Origin of the sequence: Rothia nasimurium (genome assembly GCF_928381415.1) — a bacterium.
Taxonomy (GTDB): domain Bacteria; phylum Actinomycetota; class Actinomycetes; order Actinomycetales; family Micrococcaceae; genus Rothia; species Rothia nasimurium_H.
In genome coordinates this window covers 134359-154416 of record NZ_CAKMSF010000007.1, presented here as the reverse complement: position 1 = coordinate 154416, position 20058 = coordinate 134359, and the positions used below count along the sequence as shown (strand labels likewise).

Sequence of the window (20058 nt, the reverse complement as noted above, 5' to 3'; positions counted from 1 at the left end):
CTTTCTAGTTGAAAGCTGTTCGTAGGTTCTAGTTTACTCGGCGCGGACGGTGTTGATGAGGGAGCCGATACCCTCAACCTCAATCTCAACCTCGTTACCTGCGCTCAGGCGTCCTACCCCTGCGGGGGTACCGGTGAGGATCACGTCGCCGGGCAGTAGGGTGAAGTATTCACTGGCTGCGGCGACGAGTTCGGCCACGGAGAAGACCATGTCGGCGGTGGTGCCGTCCTGTTTGAGGTCGCCGTCGACCCAGGTTTGGATAGTCAGGTCGTCGGTGTCCAGGTCGGTTTCGATCCAGGGGCCGAGAGGGCAGGCGCCGTCGAAGCCCTTAGCCCGGGCCCACTGGATATCGGTTTTTTGGGCGTCACGGGCGGTCAGGTCGTTGGCGACGGTGTAGCCGTAGATAACTTCGGGAACGCGGTCCAGGGGCACGGACTTGGCGATACGGCCGATGACGACGGCGAGCTCACCCTCAAAGGAGACGTTGTCTGACCATTCGGGCAGGGCGATGGGGTCGCCGGGGCCGATGACGGAGGTGTTGGGCTTGAAGAAGAACTGGGGGGTGGTGGGGGTTTCGTTGCCCAGCTCGGAGGCGTGGTCGCGCCAGTTGCGGGCCACACCAATGACTTTGGAGCGGGGAATGATGGGGGCAAGCAGGCGGACGTCCGCTAGGGGGTATCGCTTGTCGGTGGGGTTAATGCCGGTGTAAAAGGGGTCGCCGGAGAGGACCGTGATGGTCTCCTCGCCGGGCTCACCTTCAACCAGGCCAAAGTGCAGGGTATCGTCTACAGTAAATCGGGCAATGCGCATGGTTCTAGACTACCGGACTTGAGCACAAGGTTAACCGCTTTTTGTAGGGACCAGATTCCTCTCAAATTCCTTCATCTCAATACATACAACCGTCACTTTTGTGGTCCATTCGCAAAAAGCGGCAGCACCGGATAAATTTCAGAAGTCGTTGACAGCGTCCGCCCCGCTCCCCTACAGTAATCACCAGTTCTTGTTCCCTACGGAAGGCACCCCAGTGGATTTTTCATCGGCTCTCTAGACCACGCTGAAACCCCTCACCGCGGTTTTCAGCACCTCACCTCTTTGACGCTGAATGGATCGCACCCACATGCCTACTTCCGTATCTGAACCCCACCTTTCTTTTAACAACCTCAGCCTGATCTGGCCCGACGGCACACCCTGTTTTGAAAACCTCACCGGCGCTGTCAGTGCCCCGGTCACAGCCCTCATTGGCGATAACGGCTCCGGTAAATCAACCCTGCTCAAGATTCTGGCAGGCACCCTAGAACCAACGAGCGGCAGCATCAGCCGGCCCGGTACCGTCGCCTACCTGCCCCAGGATTTAGGACTCACCCCGCAGACCACCATCGCCGACCTCTTCGCTATCACCGACGTCCTCGATGCTCTCACCGCGCTAGAAGCCGGCGACTACTCAGAAGAGCTCTACGACCGGATCGGTGATAACTGGGATGCCGCCGAGCAAGCCCAGGCTGCCCTGGCCGCGTCCGGCTTCTCCCCCGCCCTAGCCGCTACCGACGCCCACGCCCTCATGCGGCGTACCGTCGGCACGCTCTCAGGTGGCGAGGCCGTCACCGCAGCCCTCACAGCCCTAGTTGCCACCCGCCCCGGCGTCCTACTATTGGATGAGCCCACCAACAACCTCGACGCCGACGCCCGCGCTACTCTCTACCGGCTCCTAGATACTCTGCCCTGCCCCGTGCTCGTGGTCAGTCACGACCGCGACCTGCTCGAGCGGGTCGATGAAGTGCTGGAACTCAGGCAGGGGGCCCTGCGCTCTTTCGCCGGTAACTACAGCGCCTACCGGCAGGCTATTGACATTGAGCAGGACGCTGCCGCTCGCCACCTGCGCGAGGCCAAGCAGGTTGAGCGGCAGGAAAACCGGGAGCGCATCGAGGCAGAAACCAAGCTGGCCCGCGCAGCCCGGGCTGGGGCGACCGCCCAGGCTAACCGGCGGGGATCGCGTATGTCGATGGGGCTGGCGGCTTCCTCAGCCCAGCGGTCAGCCGCTAAGGTTCGGCAGACCCACCAGGGCAGACTTGACGCTGCTACTGCAACCCGGAAGGCCCGGGAACGGGATATCCGCGAGGACCAGGCCATCTATCTTGACCTGCCCGGCACCCGGGTGCCAGCAGGTAAGCGGGTACTGGAGCTAACCCTACGGCAGGGTACCGGTGCGGACGCCAGCCCCTACCAGGGTGAGCAGGAGCAGGCGGATGACGGGGCGGCAGCGGCTACTCCCCTGCCTGAGCGGCTGATTGTCCAGGGCCCAGAGCGCCTACGGCTAGCCGGGTCTAACGGGTCAGGTAAGAGCACCCTGCTGAGGGCCATCATGGGTGATTCTCAGGCTGCTGAAACCGCCCGCTACTCCTGCAACTACCGGGTAGCGAACACCGGTTACCTGCCCCAGCGACTGGCCCTTCCCCAGGACCAGAGCATGCTGCAGCTGGTTATGGCAGCCAACCCGACGCTGACCGAACAGCAGGTCCGCGATGACCTGGCCCGGCTGCTCTTCCGCCGGGAACGGGTGCACCTCCCCGTGGGTGTTCTCTCCGGCGGGGAGCGATTCCGCGTGGCCCTGGCAACCGTCCTTTTGGCCAGCCCGGCACCGCAGCTGCTGATTCTGGACGAGCCCACCAACAACCTCGATATGGCCTCGGTGGACTGGCTAATCCAGGCGCTAGCCTCCTATGAGGGTGCCCTGTTGGTGGTCAGCCACGACGAAGCCTTCTGTTCGCAACTGGGCCTGACGGGCGTCCTGACGCTGCCCAAGAACAACTAGAAAAGACCATTTAAATCAGAAAAACCCACCTGGTTGGTGGGTTTTTCTGATTTAGGTGGTACCTACCAGAAGAGAGACTAGACCAGCTTGACGTTCCAGCCCAGACGGTCCTCAACCTTGCCGGTCTGAATGCCAACCAGCTCTTGACGCAGAGCCATGGTGACCTCGCCGCCGTCAGCGCCAGAAGCCGAGGGGACCTCAAAGTCAGCGGCCTTGAGCTTACCCACGGGGGTAATCACAGCAGCAGTACCGCAGGCGAAAATCTCGGTAATCTCACCGTTTGCTACACCCTCGCGCCACTCGCTCAGGGTAATCTTGCGTTCCTCAACGGTGTGGCCGCGGTCCTCAGCCAGCTTGATGATGGACTTACGGGTCACACCGCGCAGAATAGTGCCGGTCAGCTCGGGGGTGACGATGCGTCCGTCCTTGTAAACGAAGAAGACGTTCATGCCGCCGAGCTCTTCGATGGCGTCATCGCGGTTGGGGTCCTTGAAGATGACCTGCTTGCAACCGTTGGCCTCGCCCTCCAGCTGGGCTGCCAGGGAGGCTGCATAGTTGCCGCCGCACTTTGCCTCGCCGGTGCCGCCCACGCCAGCGCGGGCGTAGGTGGTCGAAAGCCAGATATCGACGGGCTTGGGGGTGCCGAAGTAGTTACCGGCGGGGGACGCAATGATGAAGAAGGAGACCTCGTGCGCCGGGCGAATGCCCAAGAAAGCCTCGGTGGCAATCATGAAGGGGCGCAGGTAAAGGGATTCGCCCTCACCGGAGGGAACCCAGTCAGCGTCGATAGTCACCAGCTGGCGGATGGCTTCAACGAAGAGCTCTTCGGGCAGGTTAGGCAGAACCAGGCGGTCAGCTGACTTGTTCAGTCGAGAAGCATTCTCTTCGGGGCGGAAGGTGGTGATAGATCCGTCCGCCTGGCGGTAAGCCTTGATGCCCTCAAAGATTTCCTGGCCGTAGTGGAAAACGGAAGCCGCCGGGTCCAGGCTCAGAGGGCCGTAGGGCAGGACCTGGGCATTGGTCCATTCGCCGCCGTCGGTGTGGGTGCCGCGCCAGTCAATACGCACCATGTGGTCGGTGAAGTAGTTGCCGAAGCCGGGGTTGGCGAGAATCTCGGCGCGTCGTTCGGCGCTGGCGGGGTTGGGGTTGCGGTTGATGGTGAATTCGAGTGACATGCTCATCCTTCAAACTGTGTCGTGGGGTCTCTTATCTAGGGTACCCCAGGGTCTTTCGCTCTGTTAGCTAGCTTACGCAAGACCCCACCGGGTTTCGGTGGGGTCAGGGGCTTAACCCAGCTGGGCGAGGATTGCGTCGCCAATTTCGTCGGTGGCGCGGGTTGCGCCGGGGTTGGCTGCGAGGTCTGCTTCTACTGCCTGTTCGATGCGGGCGGCGCTGGTCTCGTGACCCAGGTGGCGCAGGAGCATGGCAGCGGCCAGGACGGTCGCAGTCGGGTTGGCCTTGTTCTGCCCGGCAATGTCGGGGGCTGAGCCGTGTACGGGCTCAAACATGGAGGGGTAGGTGCCGTCGGCGTTGATATTGCCGCAGGCTGCGTAGCCGATACCGCCGGTGATAGCCCCGGCCTGGTCGGTAAGGATGTCGCCGAAGAGGTTATCGGTGACGATCACGTCGAAGCGGGCGGGGTCGGTGGTGAAGAAGATGGTGGCTGCGTCGATGTGCAGATAGTCGGTGCTGACCTGGGGGTATTCTTCGGCGACCTTGTTGAAGATGCGGTTGTAGAGGGCACCAGCGTTGACCAGCACGTTGGTCTTGTGAATTAGGGTCAGCTTTTTCTTCTCGCGGCTAGCTGCCAGCTCGAAAGCGTAGCGCACCAGGCGCTCGATGCCGTAGGCGGTATTGACCGAGACTTCGGTGGCGATTTCGGCGTCGGTTCCGGCGCGGAGCACACCGCCGTTGCCTGCGTAGGGGCCTTCGGTACCTTCACGCACGACGACGAAGTCGATGTCGCCGGGGTTGCTCAGGGGTGAAACAGCACCGGGGAAGAGGCGGGAGGGGCGCAGGTTGATGTAGTGGTCGAAGGAGAAGCGCAGGTTGAGCAGGATTTCTCGTTCGATCAGGCCGCTGGGCACAGCAGACGAGCGCGGGTCGGCGCCCACAGCGCCAAAGAGGATGGCATCGTGCTGGGCGAGCGCGGTCTTGGTCTCTTCGGTGAGGGTCTGACCGGTGGAGAGCCAGTGCTCTGCACCGAGGGGGTATTCGGTGGAGGTGACAGTGATGTTATCGAGTTCGGCTGCGCGGGTAAGGACGCGGTGGGCTTGGGCTACTACTTCGGGGCCGATGCCGTCGCCGGGGATGACGGCCAGGTTGATGGAGCTGTTTTCAGTCATGGTTTAAGGCTAGTCCTGCGAGCGCAGCTTTGCCCATATTTTGACTGGTGGTTTCATATATTGATCTAGGGTGTGAGGTTGTCGGTAGCCGGCAGTACCTCTACCGGCTTATTGCCGGTGGGGGCTACTTCGAGGGTAGCTAGTTTATCCCCTACCAGATGGGCGAGGACGAGCGCGTCCCCGTCCTTGGTGTTTGCAGCCAGGTAGGTGCGGGGCAGGTCCTGATTGACGGGCTCGCCCGGGTAAAGCAGGTCGTAGGTCAGGCAGGTGCCGCAGTCGCAGGTCGGTTGTGCTTGTGCTTCAGCGAGGGCTGCAATTGCGGTCTCCCGTTCAGCGGCGCTCAACTCACGGTCGCTCGGGGTGAGGGGCTTGGCCAGGCGCAATACCGCCGCAAAGAACTCTTTTTCGCTTATCATAGGGAAACTATAACAATCAAATTACCCCCCCCCGCTAGCTAGTCTCACGATTTATACAAGTGACTGACATAGAAACGAAGGAGGGTTTTGCGGTGCTTTGGCATCTCTTTTGAACTGGCTGGTTCGGTGGATTCTAGTCAGCATCGGTCAAATCAGCCATGAGAGCCTCAACCGATGTGAAGGTTTTCCCGTGCCGCTGCTCAGCTTCCTGGCGCGCTCGTACATTGAGAGGGTTCTCGCGGTGCGGAGTAAAAGGTAGACCGTTATCAACGAGCGACTGCTTAAGGAACATATTCAGTGCAGTGCTGAGGTCAAGGCCGAGGTCACTGTAGAGTTTTCGTACCTCTTCTTTTGTGGCGCTATCGGTGCGGAAGGAAATTGTTGCATCAGTCATGAGTGCTCCTGTTATTACAGTGTCATTACAGTTGCACCCTACTCGCGTGAATCTATCTTTTCAAGACTTTTACCGAGAAACTCATGCGTTCAAGCATCCCAGTAACAAGAAACCACATGCCCTGTCACCAGCCCCAGAATTCAGCTGGGGAGTAACAAGGCATGTGGTTCTATAGGTGGTGAGAACGGTTAGACGTTCTTCTCAATCAGCTCCTTGACCGCCTCAACCTCGTTGGGCAGGTCAATCACGTGGCGGTCGGCGTCCATAATGCCGGCAAAACGCTCAGGGATAGCGGGCTCGGCGCCGGTAGCTTCAAGGATGGTTTCAGCGAACTTAACCGGCAGGGCGGTTTCCAGGCAGATAATGGGGGTATCCACCTTCTCTGCCCAGTCGCGGGCGACCTTAACGCCGTCCGCGGTGTGGGGGTCAAGCAGCACGCCCAGGCGCTCGTTGGCATCGCGGATGGTGGCGACGCGGTCAGCGTGGGTTGAGCGGCCCGAGGCAAAGCCGTAGCGCTCAGCCGCCTCTGCAAAGGCAGGGTCATCGGTCAGAGAGAACCCGCCCTGACGCACCTTGAGACCAAAGAGATCGGCGGTACGCTCAGCGTCACGACCTAGCAGGTCGTAGATGAAGCGCTCAAAGTTAGAGGCACGGGAGATATCCATGGAAGGGCTGGAGGTCTCGTAGGTATCAGCCGAGGAACGCACCCGGTAGTCGCCGGTGCGGAAGAATTCGTCGAGCACGTCGTTCTCGTTGGTGGCAACAATCAGGCGGTCAATGGGCAGGCCCATCTGGCGGGCGATATGGCCGGCGCAGATATCACCGAAGTTACCGGTGGGCACGCAGAAGGACACCTGCTGGTCGTTGCTTTCGGTAGCGCGAATCCAGGATGAAACATAGTACACAATCTGAGCCATCAGGCGGGCCCAGTTAATGGAGTTCACCGCACCAATGCGCTTATCAGCCTTAAAGACGGCGTCAGCTGAGATGGCTTTGACAACGTCCTGGCAGTCATCGAAGACACCGTCAAGTGCCACGTTGAAGATGTTTTCGTCGTCCAGGCCGAACATCTGGGCCTGCTGGAAGGGGGTCATACGGCCAGCGGGGGTGAGCATGAAAACCTTGATGCCGGGGCGGCCGCGCATAGCGTATTCGGCAGATGAGCCGGTATCGCCCGAGGTGGCGCCCACAATGTTGAGGGTTTCGCCGCGGCGGCCCAGCTCGTATTCGAAGAGCTCACCCAGCAGCTGCATGGCCATGTCCTTGAAGGCGGCGGTGGGGCCCTCAGACAGGTGGCCGATCAGGATGCCGGGTTCCAGTTCGGTCACCGGAACGATCTCTTCTGAGGCGAACTTGGGGTAGGAGTAGGCCCGGGCGGTCATAGCCTTGATGTCTTCAGCCGGAATATCGTCGATGAAGAGCTGCAGTACTTCTGCGGCCAGGGCTGCGTAGCCTTCCTCAGCAAGCACAGCACGCCAGCGGGTCAGAGTGGCATCGTCGAGGGTGGGGTAGGTTTCGGGCAGGTAGAGGCCGCCGTCGGGGGCAAGGCCACCGAGCAGAATATCGGTGAACTTAGCTGGGGTGCGGGTGGTGTCGCGGGTTGAGATGTACTGCATGGGTATAAGCCTACCGAAACTGCCCGGCCGGTGGTGCTAGGCGCTCATACTGCGGTATGAATTTGGGGTGCGGACGCCCGCCGCCGCCTTCCCGGGGCCGGGGCGGCTTTTAGACTTAGGAGGGTGGATACCCTACAGATAGAACTGGCTACTACCCAGCGCCGGAAGAAGCTGGTCAATGCGCTTGCTGTTGCCCTGGGGCAGATACTGACCCTGGTGATAACGCTTGCCTTTGGTCTTGCCATGGTGGAGGGCACCTGGGCGCTGGTTTATATAGCGGCCTGGCTGGTTGCTACGTCGAGTCTCTATTTCAGGTATTCCCGGCCGGTTCTGGTGGTGGTTCTGGTGGTGGTATCGCTGCTGGTTACCATACCCGCCCAGTACCCGGCGGTGGGTTCCTGGTGGGCTGCCCCGGTGATGGTTTACCACCTGGTGCGGTATTTTTCGAAGCCGGTGCGTATTGGAATTTTTGTCGCAGCTCTCTTAGCTTCAGTCGTCGGTGGGTTTGTTTTCGCCCGCCCCTTTCTGGTCTATAACCCCAGTTCCTTCGAGTTCTACGCCACCGCCCTGACCGCTGCTTTTATCTGCGCGGCGATTGTCACGATTGCCTGGTTCTTTGGCGACTCCCGGCGGCTTCGCGAGAACCGCCACCGGGCCCTGATTGAGCGCAACCGCCAGCTGGAACACGAGCGGGAGCAGGAGCGAGCCCTTGCCGCCCTCGATGAGCGGGCCCGCATTGCCCGGGAAATGCACGATATTGTGGCTCATTCGCTGTCTGTCATCATTGCCCAGGCGGACGGCGCCCGCTACGCTGCCGCTGCCCAGCAGGCTGGGAGCGGGGCGGGGGCGTCCGCGCAGAATGAACCCGTGGAGCTAGCCGCCCTGGGCACGATTTCTGAGGCGGCGCGGTCGTCCCTGCAACAGATGCGTACCCTGCTGGGGGTCCTGCGCACCGATGAGGGCACTACCGTTGAGCCCCTCCCGGCCCTGCACAACGTCCCCCAGCTCATTGAGCAAACCCAGAAGCTGGGCATACCGGTGCGCTTTAGCACGGTATCGGGGGTTGAAGAGAAACTGCCGCAGGGTGCCGACCTGACCATCTACCGTATTGTGCAAGAGGCCCTGACCAACGTGGCCAAGCACTGCCCGGGCACTCCCCTGGTGACCGTCACCATTAGCGAGGGTAAGCAGACCCTGGATATCGACATCACCAACCTACCCCAGGCCGAGCCCACCCAGCCCCTGCCCGGTGCCCGCCGCGGGCTGCTGGGCATGCGCGAACGTGTCGATATGTACCACGGCACCCTGCACTACGGCCGCCTAGCCGACGGGTCTTTTAGGGTTTTTGCCCAGATTCCCTTCGTGCCCTAGACCCGTTTTCACCAGCCCCCCCCATGATGACCAGGAGCGATAGAGTAAAACCGTGATTAGAGTTCTTCTTGTAGATGACCAGCAGCTTGTACGTTCTGGCCTGGCTATGCTGATTGGTTCGCAGGCCGATATGCAGGTGGTGGCCCAGGCCGGGGACGGTCAGCAGGCTATCGAGCTGGTCGCCGAGCTGCAGGCCGCGGGGCTGGGGCCTGATGTGGTGCTCATGGACGTGCGCATGCCGGTGCTCGATGGCATCGAAGCAACCGGAGCTATCATCGCCGCCCACCCCGAGGTCAAGGTGGTCATGCTGACCACCTTCGATATCGACGACTACGTATACGCCGCGGTTCAGCGCGGGGCCAGCGGCTTCCTGCTCAAGGACGCCCCACCCGAGCAGCTTCTCGGGGCCATTCGGACGGTGCAGCGCGGGGACGCCGTCATCGCCCCCAGCGCCACCAAGCGGCTGCTTGAACAGATGATTCCCCACCTGGCAGGGGGCGCACCCACCCAGCAGGCGCCCCAGAAACACGCTGAAAAGATTGCCAGCCTGACCAACCGCGAGCGCGAGCTCTTCTTGCTCATTGCCCAGGGCCTGTCGAATGGTGAGATGGCCCAGCAGCTCTTTGTTTCTGAGGCGACCGTCAAAACCCATGTCTCGCATATTCTGGCTAAGCTTGAGGCCCGCGACCGCGTGCAGGCAGTGATTATTGCCTACGAGGCGGGGCTGGTTTAACCTTCAATACTGAAAATTATTAGGTTCCGCAGACTCACAGCGAAGCTGCTGGCTCGGCGGCTGGCGTGAATCGCCGTATGAGCGAAGCGAATCGGGCGAGAGGGTCGGCAGCGAGCGTGAGTCTGCGGAACCTATTTCATACGAGCCTATTTCATACGAGCCTATTTCATACCTAGGTATGAGGCCCGCCCCTTTCGCTTCACTCCATAGTGCGATGTGCCCTGCCCCACTGCCTTGCCATACTGGGTATATGAGCACCTCACACACTATTCCTATCGCTGTTTCTGCCCGGCATCTTTCTAAAACCTACGCGGGCGAGTCCCCCGTGCACGCCCTGCGCAACATTTCCATTGATTTTGAGCGGGGCAAGTTCACGGCCATCATGGGCCCCTCTGGCTCCGGCAAGTCAACCCTGCTGCACACCCTGGCAACTCTCGATGCCCCCGACCCCGGGGAACAGACGTCCGTACAGGTCAAGGGCGTGGAGCTGACGGGGCTCAAGGATGCCGCCCTAGCTGAGTTCCGGGCCCGTAATATCGGCTTTATTTTTCAGGCCTTCAATCTGATTCCCACGCTCACAGCGGCCCAGAACATGGAGCTTCCCCTGGGGCTGGCTAAGGTGGCGGTTGATACCATCTGGCGCGATGAGCTAGTACGTACCCTGGGCCTTGAGGACCGTCTCAAGCACCTGCCTTCGCAGCTCTCCGGTGGGCAGCAGCAGCGGGTGGCTATCGCCCGGGCCCTACTCCCGCGCCCGGCCGTCATTTTTGCGGACGAACCCACCGGCGCCCTCGACTCGGCGACCAGTACCGAGGTGCTGGGGCTCCTGCAGCAGGCCAGCCGGGAACAGGGGCAGACCATTTTGATGGTGACCCATGACCCGCTCGCGGCCTCTTACGCTGACCGGGTGCTCTTGCTCAAGGACGGCCAGCTAGCCGGTGGTCTCGAAGCTCCCACCCAGACCAGTGTGCTCTCAGCCCTGGCAAGGCTGGGTGATTAAGATGGCTACCACCTTAGCTACCGTTGCCTTTTCTAACCTGGGCAAGCACCGCCTGCGCTTTGCGCTGACCTCCATCGGCATCGCGATTTCAGCCTTCTTTCTCACGTCCGTTCTGCTCATCAATACCTCCTTCTATGACGAGGTGAGGCAGGCAGCAGGCCAGAAGTACTCCACCGCCGATGCCGTTGTTGAAACCACCGATAGGTTCTCTGAAGGGGACGCCACCGACTTCCTTCTCAGCAAGGAGCAGGCCGACCGGGTAATGAGTCTTCCCGCAGTTGAATCGGCCTGGGCAGTGGCCGCTACCTACTCCGTTATCCATACACCGGCTGAAGGAGAGCAGGCAGAGAGCACCTACAGCATCGTTCAAGCCGATATGCCCGCTGAGGCCTTCTTCCCCTATCCCATGAAAGAGGGCAGCCTTCCGACGTCCGCCCATCAGATAGTGATTACCGACCGGGCAGCAGAAGCTCTCTCTGTAGGGGTGGGCGGGACGGTCGTCCTCGATGATCTTTCTACCGTAACCGAGCAAACCGACCTGACAGAGCCCCTCCCCCAGGTGGCCTACACCGTCACCGGTATCTACGAACGCCCCGTCGGCTACAACGCAGGGGCAGATATGGTCTTTACACCGGGCACCGGGGTAGCTACCTACATAGAACACAGCCGAAAACACTGGGGTAATACTACTAACGGCATTTATGAGCAGGTACTTCTAAAGCTCAAAGAACCCGTTTCTGCCTCTCTGGAAGAAGTCAAACAGGCACTCTCCAACTCCCCTGCCTTTACCGTCTCATCGACTGAAGAGCAAATCAGGAACGACGTGAGTATGGCCGTTGGCAGCTACACCGCTCTGCTCTCTATCCTCTTTGGCTTTGGGGCTCTCTCCCTGCTGATGAGCGCTTTCATTATCACCAGCACCTATAAGGTGCATGCAGCGGCCCGCTCCCGCGAGCTGGCCCTGCTGCGCACCCTCGGTGCCACCCGTCAGACGGTGGTGCGTATGCTGCTGCTTGAGGCTGCCGCCCTGGGGGCCCTTTCAGCCCTGGCCGGTGTCCTCACAGCCTACCTAGCAGCCTTTGCTCTCGATACCACGGGTCGGGTCACCTACAACCCACTAGCAGGTATCATCGCTCTGCTGATTTGCACCGTGGTGACCCTGCTGGCTGTGCTCAAGCCGGTCTGGAACACCCGAAAGATTCCACCGGTGGCAGCACTCAATAGCCAGCATGAGGCACCGGTAGCTCAGCGCACACGCCGCACCTGGCCCTTGATGCTACTCTGCCTGTTCCTTGCAGGCATCACGGTCCTCTGCGCGGTTTCGGGGTTGGCTGGCCAGTACTCAGCCCTGATTGTAGTAGCTACCGTGCTTGCAGCCTTCACCTTTGTGCTAGCCGCTCCCCTACTTGCAGCCCCGGGTCTGGCCCTGCTGCGGCGCTGTGCCAAGCCCTATTCCACCGCGGCCCTGGCCCACAGCAATATCGCCCAATCGAGGGCGTCCGCCTCGGTGACCGTGCGTATGGTCTTTATCTGTGCAGCCTTTGTCAGCGCAGCCCTCACCGGCTACTCCACCATGCAGCACAGTATGCTGGCAGAGCTTGACCGTAACTACCCCTACGACGTTGAAGCGATACTGACCGAGCCAGATACCGCCCGCCTGCACGAGATAGAGCGCCAGATCGCTCAGATAGAGGGAGTGGACGCCGCCCTCATCGCCCTGCCTCAGGGCAGGCTCATCACCGTAACCGATAGCTGGCTAGACACAACGGTCTACTCCGCAGGCCCAGAGACCCTCACCCGTCTACAGGGTGAAGACGTCGGCCAGAAGCTCACCGAAGGGACGGTGCTTCTGAGCCAGTTCGATGCAGATGTTCTCGGTATTGACGAAGGCCAAGAGCTCTATATCGAAGGTACTCAGGGTTCTGTGGAACTTGCCGTCAGTATCACCCCGGCAACCCTGCGCGGTATCCTCATCACCACGCAGAATGGCCAGCTCATCAGCGGCTCAGAGCTCATGCCTCCGACCGGTCTAGAAACAGATACCGGCCTACTACAGGTCAACTTCACGCCCGATATCAGCTGGAATAACTCTTCCTCGGTACTCAGCCCTATCGCTGACCTTATCGGCCAGGAGGCAGGCGAGCTCTCAGGCGTAACCTTTGAGAAAACCCGGCTCCAGGAGGATATGCGCGCCGTTCTCTGGGTAATTCTGGGGCTACTCTCAGCTTCACTGCTCGTCTCACTCGTGGGGCTGGCCAACACCCAGCTACTGACCACCCAGCAGCGCCGCCGCTCCTACGCCCTGCTCCGTATTAACGGCCTCTCCAGCCGTCAACTACAGGCAGCGGTCAGCTACGAGACCCTGATTCTGGCTATTTTTGCCCTGATCTGGGGCACGGCCGCTGGAGCAGTCACGGCCCTACTTTTGATGCAGGTCTTCCCGATACTGGGGCTTGATCTAGTCTATGGTCTACAGCCCTGGCACTACCTAGCAATTCTTGCAGGTGGCCTGTTCCTGGCCTGGGCCACGGTCTTCTTCCCGGCCCGATCAGCCTCCCGCATACCGCCAGTTGCCGCCCTTCAGGAAGTGAGCTAGCAGGGTGGGGCGGGGCGTCCGCTTCTCTCAGGGGCCGGACGCCCGCCCCGCCTTAGCTAGCGCTGGGGCTAGCGGTGGGGGTTGGGACGGTCACCGGTGAAGTATTCTTGGGGTCGGCTTTATCGGTTTCAACCCGTTCAAGGGCGGTTGCGTGAGTAGCTTCTAATTCTTCAGAGAACTGCTCAAGACGCTGGTAGACAGCCTCATAGTAGGAGTTCTTCAGATCAGTGATAGAAGAGTCAAAGGAAATGCTCTCACGGCAGGAGATATCGGCCTGCAGCATCTTCTCGGCGCTATCAGCCCCCAGCAGGCTAGCGCTATAGGCTGCCTGGTCGGTGCTCGAGGCCTGGCCGAACCCCGCGTCCTTCATGCAGGTAGCCCACGACTCCTGCAGGGCCAGGTAGTTCTCATCGGCCCGCAGGCTGGTCTCAATAGCCTGGGCGAACTCGGGGGCCAGCAGGGCCGCCTTCACACCGCTCTCTACAGAGCCGTAGATGTACTCATAGCTCTGGGCCATGCAGCCAGCCGAGTTTAGCTCGCCGCTGGAGTACTCCATGAAAGTCACGGTGAAGGTTTCGCCGTCCTTACCCAGGTAGGCATCCAGTCCCGCCTCGTCAAAGCTGGCGGTCGCCCGCCCCTCAGCGGCAGGCAGCTGACCGTAACCAGAGGTCTTCAGTTCCTCAGTGGTGCGACCCGTGTAGACAGCCGAATCCAGGGTCAGCCCAACCTCGGGCTCCTTGTAGCTACCGCCGGCCTCAGCCACACAGCGCTCCACAAAAGCCCGGCGGGCAGACTCAGCCTCAGCAGGCGGGAAAATCCAGGACTGCAGAGCCTCAAGATGCTCAGTCTTAGCGGTCTCAGCAGTCAGCTCATCAAAGTTCTGAGGCTGCGAAGAACACCCGGCCAGCCCTAAAGCTGTGAAACAACCAAGCACAGCGAGCCCTTTTACACAGCGGTTCGTAAGTAATGACACGGCGTCCTCCCTAGATAATCAGCCTCAATTCTAACTACTATGAAGAAGCAGCATCACCACAATCATCGAATGAATCCACGACGACCTCGTCACAGAAAGCAGACTACAAACGCCATGACCTCCCTTGACCAGCAAGGACTTCAGACCAGCCGCCGTGGCCTCATGCGCTTTGCCGCACTCACAGGTGTGGCCGGTGTTGCCACCGCAGCAGGAACCGTAGCCATCAACGCTACCGCCCACGCAGCAGACGCAACCGCCAGCGTCTTCCCCTCAGATTTCACCTACCCCACCGTCACCGGCCCCTCCCTGGCCCTGTGGGGTAGCTCCTCCTTCGAAGGTGCCCAAGCCGACCAAGGCGTGCCTGCGGGGTTCAATGCAAGCATGGAAGCCCTGCTCAGCAGCTACCTTTCAGCACCGATTCTAGAATTCGGCCGCGGTGGCGAAACCTCCACCATGATCGCAGCCCGCCGAGGCGTAGCAACCAACATCTATAAGCTCTCCTTCCCCAACGACCGTATCCCGGCCAGCGGAAGCGTCAACATCACCCTGTCAGACTCTACATATGTTGCCTGGGGTGTCAGCGCTTACGTACCCGGTTATGTAGGTGGCGTAGCGGGCGTCCTCGAAGCGGGTAGCACCGAAGGCACCTACACATTTACCCGCGTCGTGCCCGGGGAAGAAATCTACGCCCCCGCCAATACTGAGGCAGCCTGGTTCTACTCCTACCAGGAAATGATTAGCCGCTCTTCTTACCATGTGCTGCAGATTGGCCGTAACAATATCAGCGATTACGACCGCATCACCCAGGACACCCAGCGATGCTACGATCTTGCGCCCGAACGCACCATCGTGATGGGCCACTTTGCATCGAGGGGCGATACTCTCGACTCTGACCGCGTCAAGAAGGTCAAGGCCTACAATGAGTGGGCGGCAAGCACCTACGGGGCTAAGTTCATGAACCCCGAGACCTACCTGCGCGAGACTACCCAGGAGTCCTGGCTGCGCTACGGTGCCCTTTCTGGCTCAGGTGTCTGGTCTTCAGACGAAGACCGTAAGGCCTACGAGGCCGGGCAGATTCCCCCGTCCCTGTATTCCTCCGACGGCCTGCACCTGAACGGCTGGGGTTACATTGCCCTGTCTCAGATGGTCTACTACAAGGTCACTGAGCTCGGCTGGTTCTAGCCTCTCGGGTGTAAGCATAAGGACGCGGCCCCCGCCTTTCGCGCGAAAGGTGGGGGCCGCGTCCTTATGCGTTTGCTGGATACCCTGCTCGTAGCCTAGACGTTCTTGGGTTCCTCGTAGCGGGGGAAGATGGGGGCCGGGGCGGGCAGCTCGGTGCCGGGTTCCAGAGCCCGGTCAAGCGCTGCGAAGAGGCGGTTCTCGGGAGCTACCGCCAGCAGGTCGAGCATCTTCCCCATGGAAGTGGGCATAACCGGCTGGGTGAGGGTAGCGACGATGCGGAGTACCTCGGCGGTCACGTAGAGCACGGTGTTCATACGCTCCAGGTCGGTCTTGCGCAGCTTCCAGGGCTCCTGGGCGGTGAAGTAGCGGTTAGCTTCACCCACAACCTGCCAGATGCGCTCCAGGGCGCGGTGGAAGGCCTGCTCATCGAAGTCAGCGCGGACGGGCTCGTACAGGGCCGCTGCCATCTCAAGCATGGCGGTGTCTTCTGCGGTGAAGGTACCGTGAGTCGGAACCTTGCCGTCGCAGTTCTTGGCGACCATGGAGAGGGAGCGCTGGGCCAGGTTACCCAGGTCGTTGGCTAGGTCGGAGTTAATGCGGTTCTTGATGCCTTCGGCTGAGTAGGAGCCGTCCTGGCCAAAGGAGACATCGCGCAGCAGGAAGAAGCGCAGCTGGTCCAGGCCGAAGCTGGCGACCAGATCGGCAGGGTCAACCACGTTGCCGATAGACTTGCTCATCTTCTCGCCGTCAACCAGCAGGAAGCCGTGACCGAAGACCCGCTTGGGGATTTCAAGGCCGGCTGACCAGAGGAAGGCGGGCCAGTAGATGGCGTGGAAGCGGGTGATATCCTTACCAATCAGGTGAAGATCAGCGGGCCAGAACTTGGTGAAGAGTTCGCCCTCGGTATCGGGGTAGCCCAGGCCGGTGATGTAGTTGGTCAGGGCGTCCACCCAGACGTACATGACGTGCTTTTCGTTGCCGGGTACAGGTACGCCCCAGTCGAAGGTGGTGCGGGAGATGGAGAGGTCGGTCAGGCCGTTCTTGATGAAGGCGGCCAGCTCGTTGCGGCGGGATTCGGGGTAGACGAAGCCTTCGGTGGAGTAGAGCTCCAGCAGGCGGTCGCCGTACTTGGAGAGACGGAAGAAGTAGGATTCCTCTTCGGTCCACTCAACCTCGGTGCCGGTTGAGATGGCGTAGCGGACGCCGTCGCGCACCTCGGTTTCTTCCTCGGTGTAGTAGGCCTCGTCGCGCACAGAGTACCAGCCGGCGTACTTATCGAGGTAGATGTCGCCGTTCTCTTCCATCTTCTTCCAGATGGCCTGAGAGGCAGCGTAGTGGTCGGCATCGGTGGTACGGATGAAGCGGTCGTAGTCGGCACCTACCAGATCAGCCATAGCGCGGAAGCGGGCTGAGTTCTCGTCGGCCAGTTCCTTGGGGGTCTTGCCCTGTTTGGCAGCGGTGGTCTGCATCTTCTGCCCGTGCTCATCGGTACCGGTCATGAAGCGCACGTCGAAGCCGTCAAGCTTCTTGAAGCGGGCCATGGTGTCGGCGGCAATAACCTCGTAGGCGTGCCCGATATGGGGAGCACCGTTGGGGTAAGAAATCGCAGTGGTGATGTAGTACGGGGTAGAAGTCATAGCTACCACTTTACCCGTTTACACCAACCACTGCGAACGCTATTTCACACGGGAAAAAGCCCACCCGCGCTTCTTACTAGTCAGCCAGATTGATAACTGCTGCGCGAGAAGCGTTGACTACCCGCTTGATGGATTCGAGTACTTCAAGGGAGAGGGCTGAGTCCAGGGCAAGGACGCAGAGGGCTTCAGCGTTCTTCTCGTTGCGGGAGACCTGCATGCCGGCAATGTTGATGGAAGCCGTGCCCAGCAGGGTGCCGATAGCGGCAATGACGCCGGGGCGGTCGACGTACTCCAGCACCAGCATGTGGTCGGTGATGGGGATTTCTACGTCGAAGCCGTTGACGTTGGTCAGCTTCTCAATCAGTTTGGGGCCGGTGACGGTACCGGCTACAGAAACCACCTCGCCGTTGGCCAGGGCGCCGGTGAGCACGGTTTCGTTGCGGAAGTACTCGGTTTCGGTGGTGGTGACCAGTTCAACCTCAACGCCGCGCTGTTCTGCCAGCACGGGGGCGTTGACGTAAGACACCTTGTCTGAGACGACGTCGGTGAAGACACCCTTGAGGGCTGAGAGCTTGAGGGAGGTGACGTCCTTGGTGGCGATTTCGCCTGCGATCTTGACTTCAACACGGGTCAGGGCCTCGTCACCGCCAATGGCAGTAAGGATGCGGCCAACCTTTTCGGCCAGGGGCACGCCGGGGCGGACGTCCTTATCAATGGCGCCACCTGCAACATTCACGGCATCGGGCACCAGGTCGCCTTCAAGGGCCAGGCGAACCGACTTTGCCACCGAGATACCGGCCTTTTCCTGGGCCTCGAAGGTGGAAGCACCCAGGTGGGGGGTGGCAACGACGTTAGGTAGCTCAACGAAGGGCACGTTCTTGGCCGGTTCTTTGACGTAGACGTCGATGGCAGCACCGGCAATTTCACCGGACCGCAGGGCAGCATCGAGGTCAGCTTCGTCGATGAGGCCACCGCGGGCTACGTTGACAACGTAGGCGGTCTTCTTCATCTTCTTGAAGCTCTCAGCGTTGATCATACCCAGGGTTTCGGGGGTACGGGGCATGTGGATGGTGATGAAGTCGGAGCGCTCTACCAGCTCATCGAGTTCAACCAGTTCTGCCCCCAGGGCTGCTGCGCGGGCGGAGGTGACGAAGGGGTCGTAGGCGATAATCTCGGTGCCAAAAGCCTTGAGGCGTTCGGCCACCAGACCACCAATTCGGCCCAGGCCGATGATACCGATGGTCTTTTCAAAGAGTTCAACACCAGAGAAAGCGGAGCGCTTCCACTGGCCAGCCTTCATGGAGGCATCGGCTGCGGCAATGTTTCGGGCCAGGCCCAGAATGTGGCCCACGGTGAGCTCTGCTGCTGAGATGACGTTCGAGGTGGGGGCATTGACCACCATGACGCCGGCCTTGGTGGCTGCCTTGATGTCTACGTTATCGAGGCCTACACCTGCACGGGCAATGACCTTGAGTTTCTTGGCAGCTGCGATGGCTTCGGCATCGACCTGGGTGGCTGAGCGAACCAGAATGGCATCGACGTCGGCGATGGCGGGGATGAGTTCGTCGCGATTGGCTCCGTCGCAGGAGCGGATTTCATAGTCAGGGCCCAGGGCTTCAACGGTGGCAGGTGAGAGTTCTTCAGCGAGCAGAACGACGGGTTTTGCAGTCACAGGTGGTTTCCTTAGATAGCGGGTGACGGTTGGAGGAGGGGGCAGCTGGCGCTTCGGACCCTAAGGACGCCGCTGGTAGGGGTGCTCTGGTGAGAGCAGGAGTGCGGTGGTTAGGCTACAGTTCACCGTACGGCTGTAGCGAGACCGCTCCCCCAGTTTACTGGGGGTTGGCAAGAGCCGGCTACCTTGCCCTGGGTGGGTGAGGTAGCCGGCTCTTGAGAGTTCACTGCTGGTGCAGGTGAGAGTAGCTTGGCTTAGCGGGCAACTGAGCCGTCGACGTAGTCTGAGTCAACGGAGTTGTTCCAGGCAAAGAGCTTGCGCAGTTCGCGACCGGTTGCTTCGATGGGGTGGGCTTCACCCTTGGCACGCAGTTCCTTGAACTCGGGGCCGCCGGCTGCCTGGTCTTCCATGAAGCGCTTGGCGAAGGTGCCGTCCTGGATGTCGGCCAGAACAGCCTTCATGTTTTCCTTGACCTCGGGGGTGATCACGCGGGGGCCTGAGACGTAGTCGCCGTATTCGGCGGTGTCTGAGATGGACCAGCGCTGCTTGGCGATGCCGCCCTCAATCATGAGGTCAACAATCAGCTTGAGCTCGTGCAGCACCTCGAAGTAGGCGATTTCGGGCTGGTAGCCAGCTTCGGTCAGGGTTTCGAAGCCGTACTGGATCAGCTGGGAAGCGCCACCGCAGAGAACTGCCTGCTCGCCGAAGAGGTCTGATTCGGCTTCTTCCTTGAAGGTGGTTTCAATGACGCCTGCGCGGGTTGCGCCCATAGCCTTGGCGTAAGCCAGGGCCAGGTCGAGGGCCTTACCTGAGGCGTCCTTTTCAACGGCGACGAGGGCGGGCACGGCGCGTCCTGCCTCAAATTCGCGGCGGACGGTGTGGCCGGGGCCCTTGGGGGCAACCATGGCAACGTCGACGCCCTCGGGGGCTTCGATGTAGCCGAAGACGATGTTGAAGCCGTGGGCGAAGAAGAGGGCGTCACCTTCGTTGAGGTTGGGGGCGATGTCGTTCTTGTAGACCTCTGCCTGAACCTGGTCGGGGGTGAGGATCATGATGACGTCTGCTTCTGCTGCTGCTTCTGCAACGGTGAGGACGCGCAGGCCTTCTGCTTCTGCCTTGGCGCGTGACTTTGAGCCTTCTGCAAGACCGACGCGGACGTCTACGCCGGAGTCACGCAGGTTGAGGGCGTGGGCGTGGCCCTGGGAACCGTAGCCGATGATGGCGACGGAGCGTTCTGCGATGTTCGCCAGATCTGCGTCGTCGTTGTAGTAGATCTTTGCCATGGTGTTCGATCTCCTTGATCGCTTGTGGGGC

The 20058-nt window shown here is 60.6% G+C and carries 16 protein-coding genes; 6 read left to right on the top strand and 10 right to left on the bottom strand.

Features of this window, described 5'->3' with window-relative positions:
* Positions 1–33: 33 nt before the first annotated feature.
* A complete protein-coding gene (locus tag L7A20_RS09530) occupies positions 34–810 on the bottom strand; it encodes a fumarylacetoacetate hydrolase family protein (protein ID WP_237223247.1) in 777 nt (258 codons plus the stop codon).
* 307 nt (positions 811–1117) lie between these two features.
* Here L7A20_RS09530 and L7A20_RS09525 point away from each other — a divergent pair, with 307 nt between their 5' ends.
* Positions 1118–2809 carry an ABC-F family ATP-binding cassette domain-containing protein gene (locus tag L7A20_RS09525; RefSeq protein ID WP_237223245.1) on the top strand — a complete coding sequence of 564 codons (1692 nt, stop codon included), beginning with the start codon at positions 1118–1120 and terminating at the stop codon, positions 2807–2809.
* A 77-nt stretch (positions 2810–2886) separates the two neighbouring features.
* On the opposite strand, the gene L7A20_RS09520 is transcribed toward L7A20_RS09525, so the two are convergent.
* The 5 genes from L7A20_RS09520 to thrC all read right to left on the bottom strand — a co-directional run bounded on the left by L7A20_RS09520 (position 2887) and on the right by thrC (position 7580).
* A complete protein-coding gene (locus tag L7A20_RS09520) occupies positions 2887–3984 on the bottom strand; it encodes a branched-chain amino acid aminotransferase (protein WP_237223243.1) in 1098 nt (365 codons plus the stop codon).
* A gap of 111 nt (positions 3985–4095) precedes the next feature.
* Entirely contained in the window at positions 4096–5154 is a 1059-nt protein-coding gene (locus L7A20_RS09515) for a 3-isopropylmalate dehydrogenase (protein ID WP_237223242.1), read from the bottom strand.
* 65 nt (positions 5155–5219) lie between these two features.
* Positions 5220–5570 (bottom strand): hypothetical protein, encoded by a 351-nt coding sequence (locus tag L7A20_RS09510; protein ID WP_237223240.1) that lies wholly within the window; start codon positions 5568–5570, stop codon positions 5220–5222.
* Between the two features lie 133 nt (positions 5571–5703).
* Positions 5704–5964, bottom strand: coding sequence for a type II toxin-antitoxin system RelB/DinJ family antitoxin (locus tag L7A20_RS09505; RefSeq protein ID WP_237204488.1), 261 nt, complete (start codon positions 5962–5964; stop codon positions 5704–5706).
* 188 nt (positions 5965–6152) lie between these two features.
* Positions 6153–7580, bottom strand: coding sequence for a threonine synthase (thrC, locus tag L7A20_RS09500; protein ID WP_237223239.1), 1428 nt, complete (start codon positions 7578–7580; stop codon positions 6153–6155).
* A 123-nt stretch (positions 7581–7703) separates the two neighbouring features.
* Between thrC and L7A20_RS09495 the strand changes: the two genes are divergently transcribed.
* From L7A20_RS09495 to L7A20_RS09480, 4 genes are all read left to right on the top strand, one after another.
* Positions 7704–8951 (top strand): sensor histidine kinase, encoded by a 1248-nt coding sequence (locus tag L7A20_RS09495; protein ID WP_237198560.1) that lies wholly within the window; start codon positions 7704–7706, stop codon positions 8949–8951.
* A gap of 106 nt (positions 8952–9057) precedes the next feature.
* Positions 9058–9684, top strand: coding sequence for a response regulator transcription factor (locus tag L7A20_RS09490; protein WP_237206649.1), 627 nt, complete (start codon positions 9058–9060; stop codon positions 9682–9684).
* Positions 9685–9934: 250 nt separating this feature from the next.
* Positions 9935–10684: an ABC transporter ATP-binding protein gene (locus L7A20_RS09485; RefSeq protein WP_237223238.1), complete on the top strand. Its 750-nt coding sequence runs from the start codon at positions 9935–9937 to the stop codon at positions 10682–10684.
* 1 nt (position 10685) lies between these two features.
* A complete protein-coding gene (locus L7A20_RS09480; RefSeq protein ID WP_237223236.1) occupies positions 10686–13280 on the top strand; it encodes an ABC transporter permease in 2595 nt (864 codons plus the stop codon).
* A gap of 52 nt (positions 13281–13332) precedes the next feature.
* Here the strand turns inward: L7A20_RS09480 and L7A20_RS09475 are convergent, their stop codons facing one another.
* Positions 13333–14214 carry a hypothetical protein gene (locus tag L7A20_RS09475; protein ID WP_237223234.1) on the bottom strand — a complete coding sequence of 294 codons (882 nt, stop codon included), beginning with the start codon at positions 14212–14214 and terminating at the stop codon, positions 13333–13335.
* A gap of 153 nt (positions 14215–14367) precedes the next feature.
* Here L7A20_RS09475 and L7A20_RS09470 point away from each other — a divergent pair, with 153 nt between their 5' ends.
* Positions 14368–15435, top strand: coding sequence for a hypothetical protein (locus L7A20_RS09470; RefSeq protein ID WP_237206385.1), 1068 nt, complete (start codon positions 14368–14370; stop codon positions 15433–15435).
* 95 nt (positions 15436–15530) lie between these two features.
* Here L7A20_RS09470 and metG read toward each other — a convergent pair whose 3' ends face one another.
* The 3 genes from metG to ilvC form a co-directional block, all read right to left on the bottom strand.
* Complete coding sequence (metG, locus tag L7A20_RS09465; protein WP_237223232.1) at positions 15531–17072, bottom strand: methionine--tRNA ligase; 1542 nt, start codon at positions 17070–17072, stop codon at positions 15531–15533.
* Between the two features lie 76 nt (positions 17073–17148).
* Positions 17149–18744 carry a phosphoglycerate dehydrogenase gene (serA, locus tag L7A20_RS09460; protein WP_237223230.1) on the bottom strand — a complete coding sequence of 532 codons (1596 nt, stop codon included), beginning with the start codon at positions 18742–18744 and terminating at the stop codon, positions 17149–17151.
* A 254-nt stretch (positions 18745–18998) separates the two neighbouring features.
* Entirely contained in the window at positions 18999–20027 is a 1029-nt protein-coding gene (ilvC, locus tag L7A20_RS09455) for a ketol-acid reductoisomerase (protein WP_185174491.1), read from the bottom strand.
* Between the last annotated feature and the right edge of the window lie 31 nt (positions 20028–20058).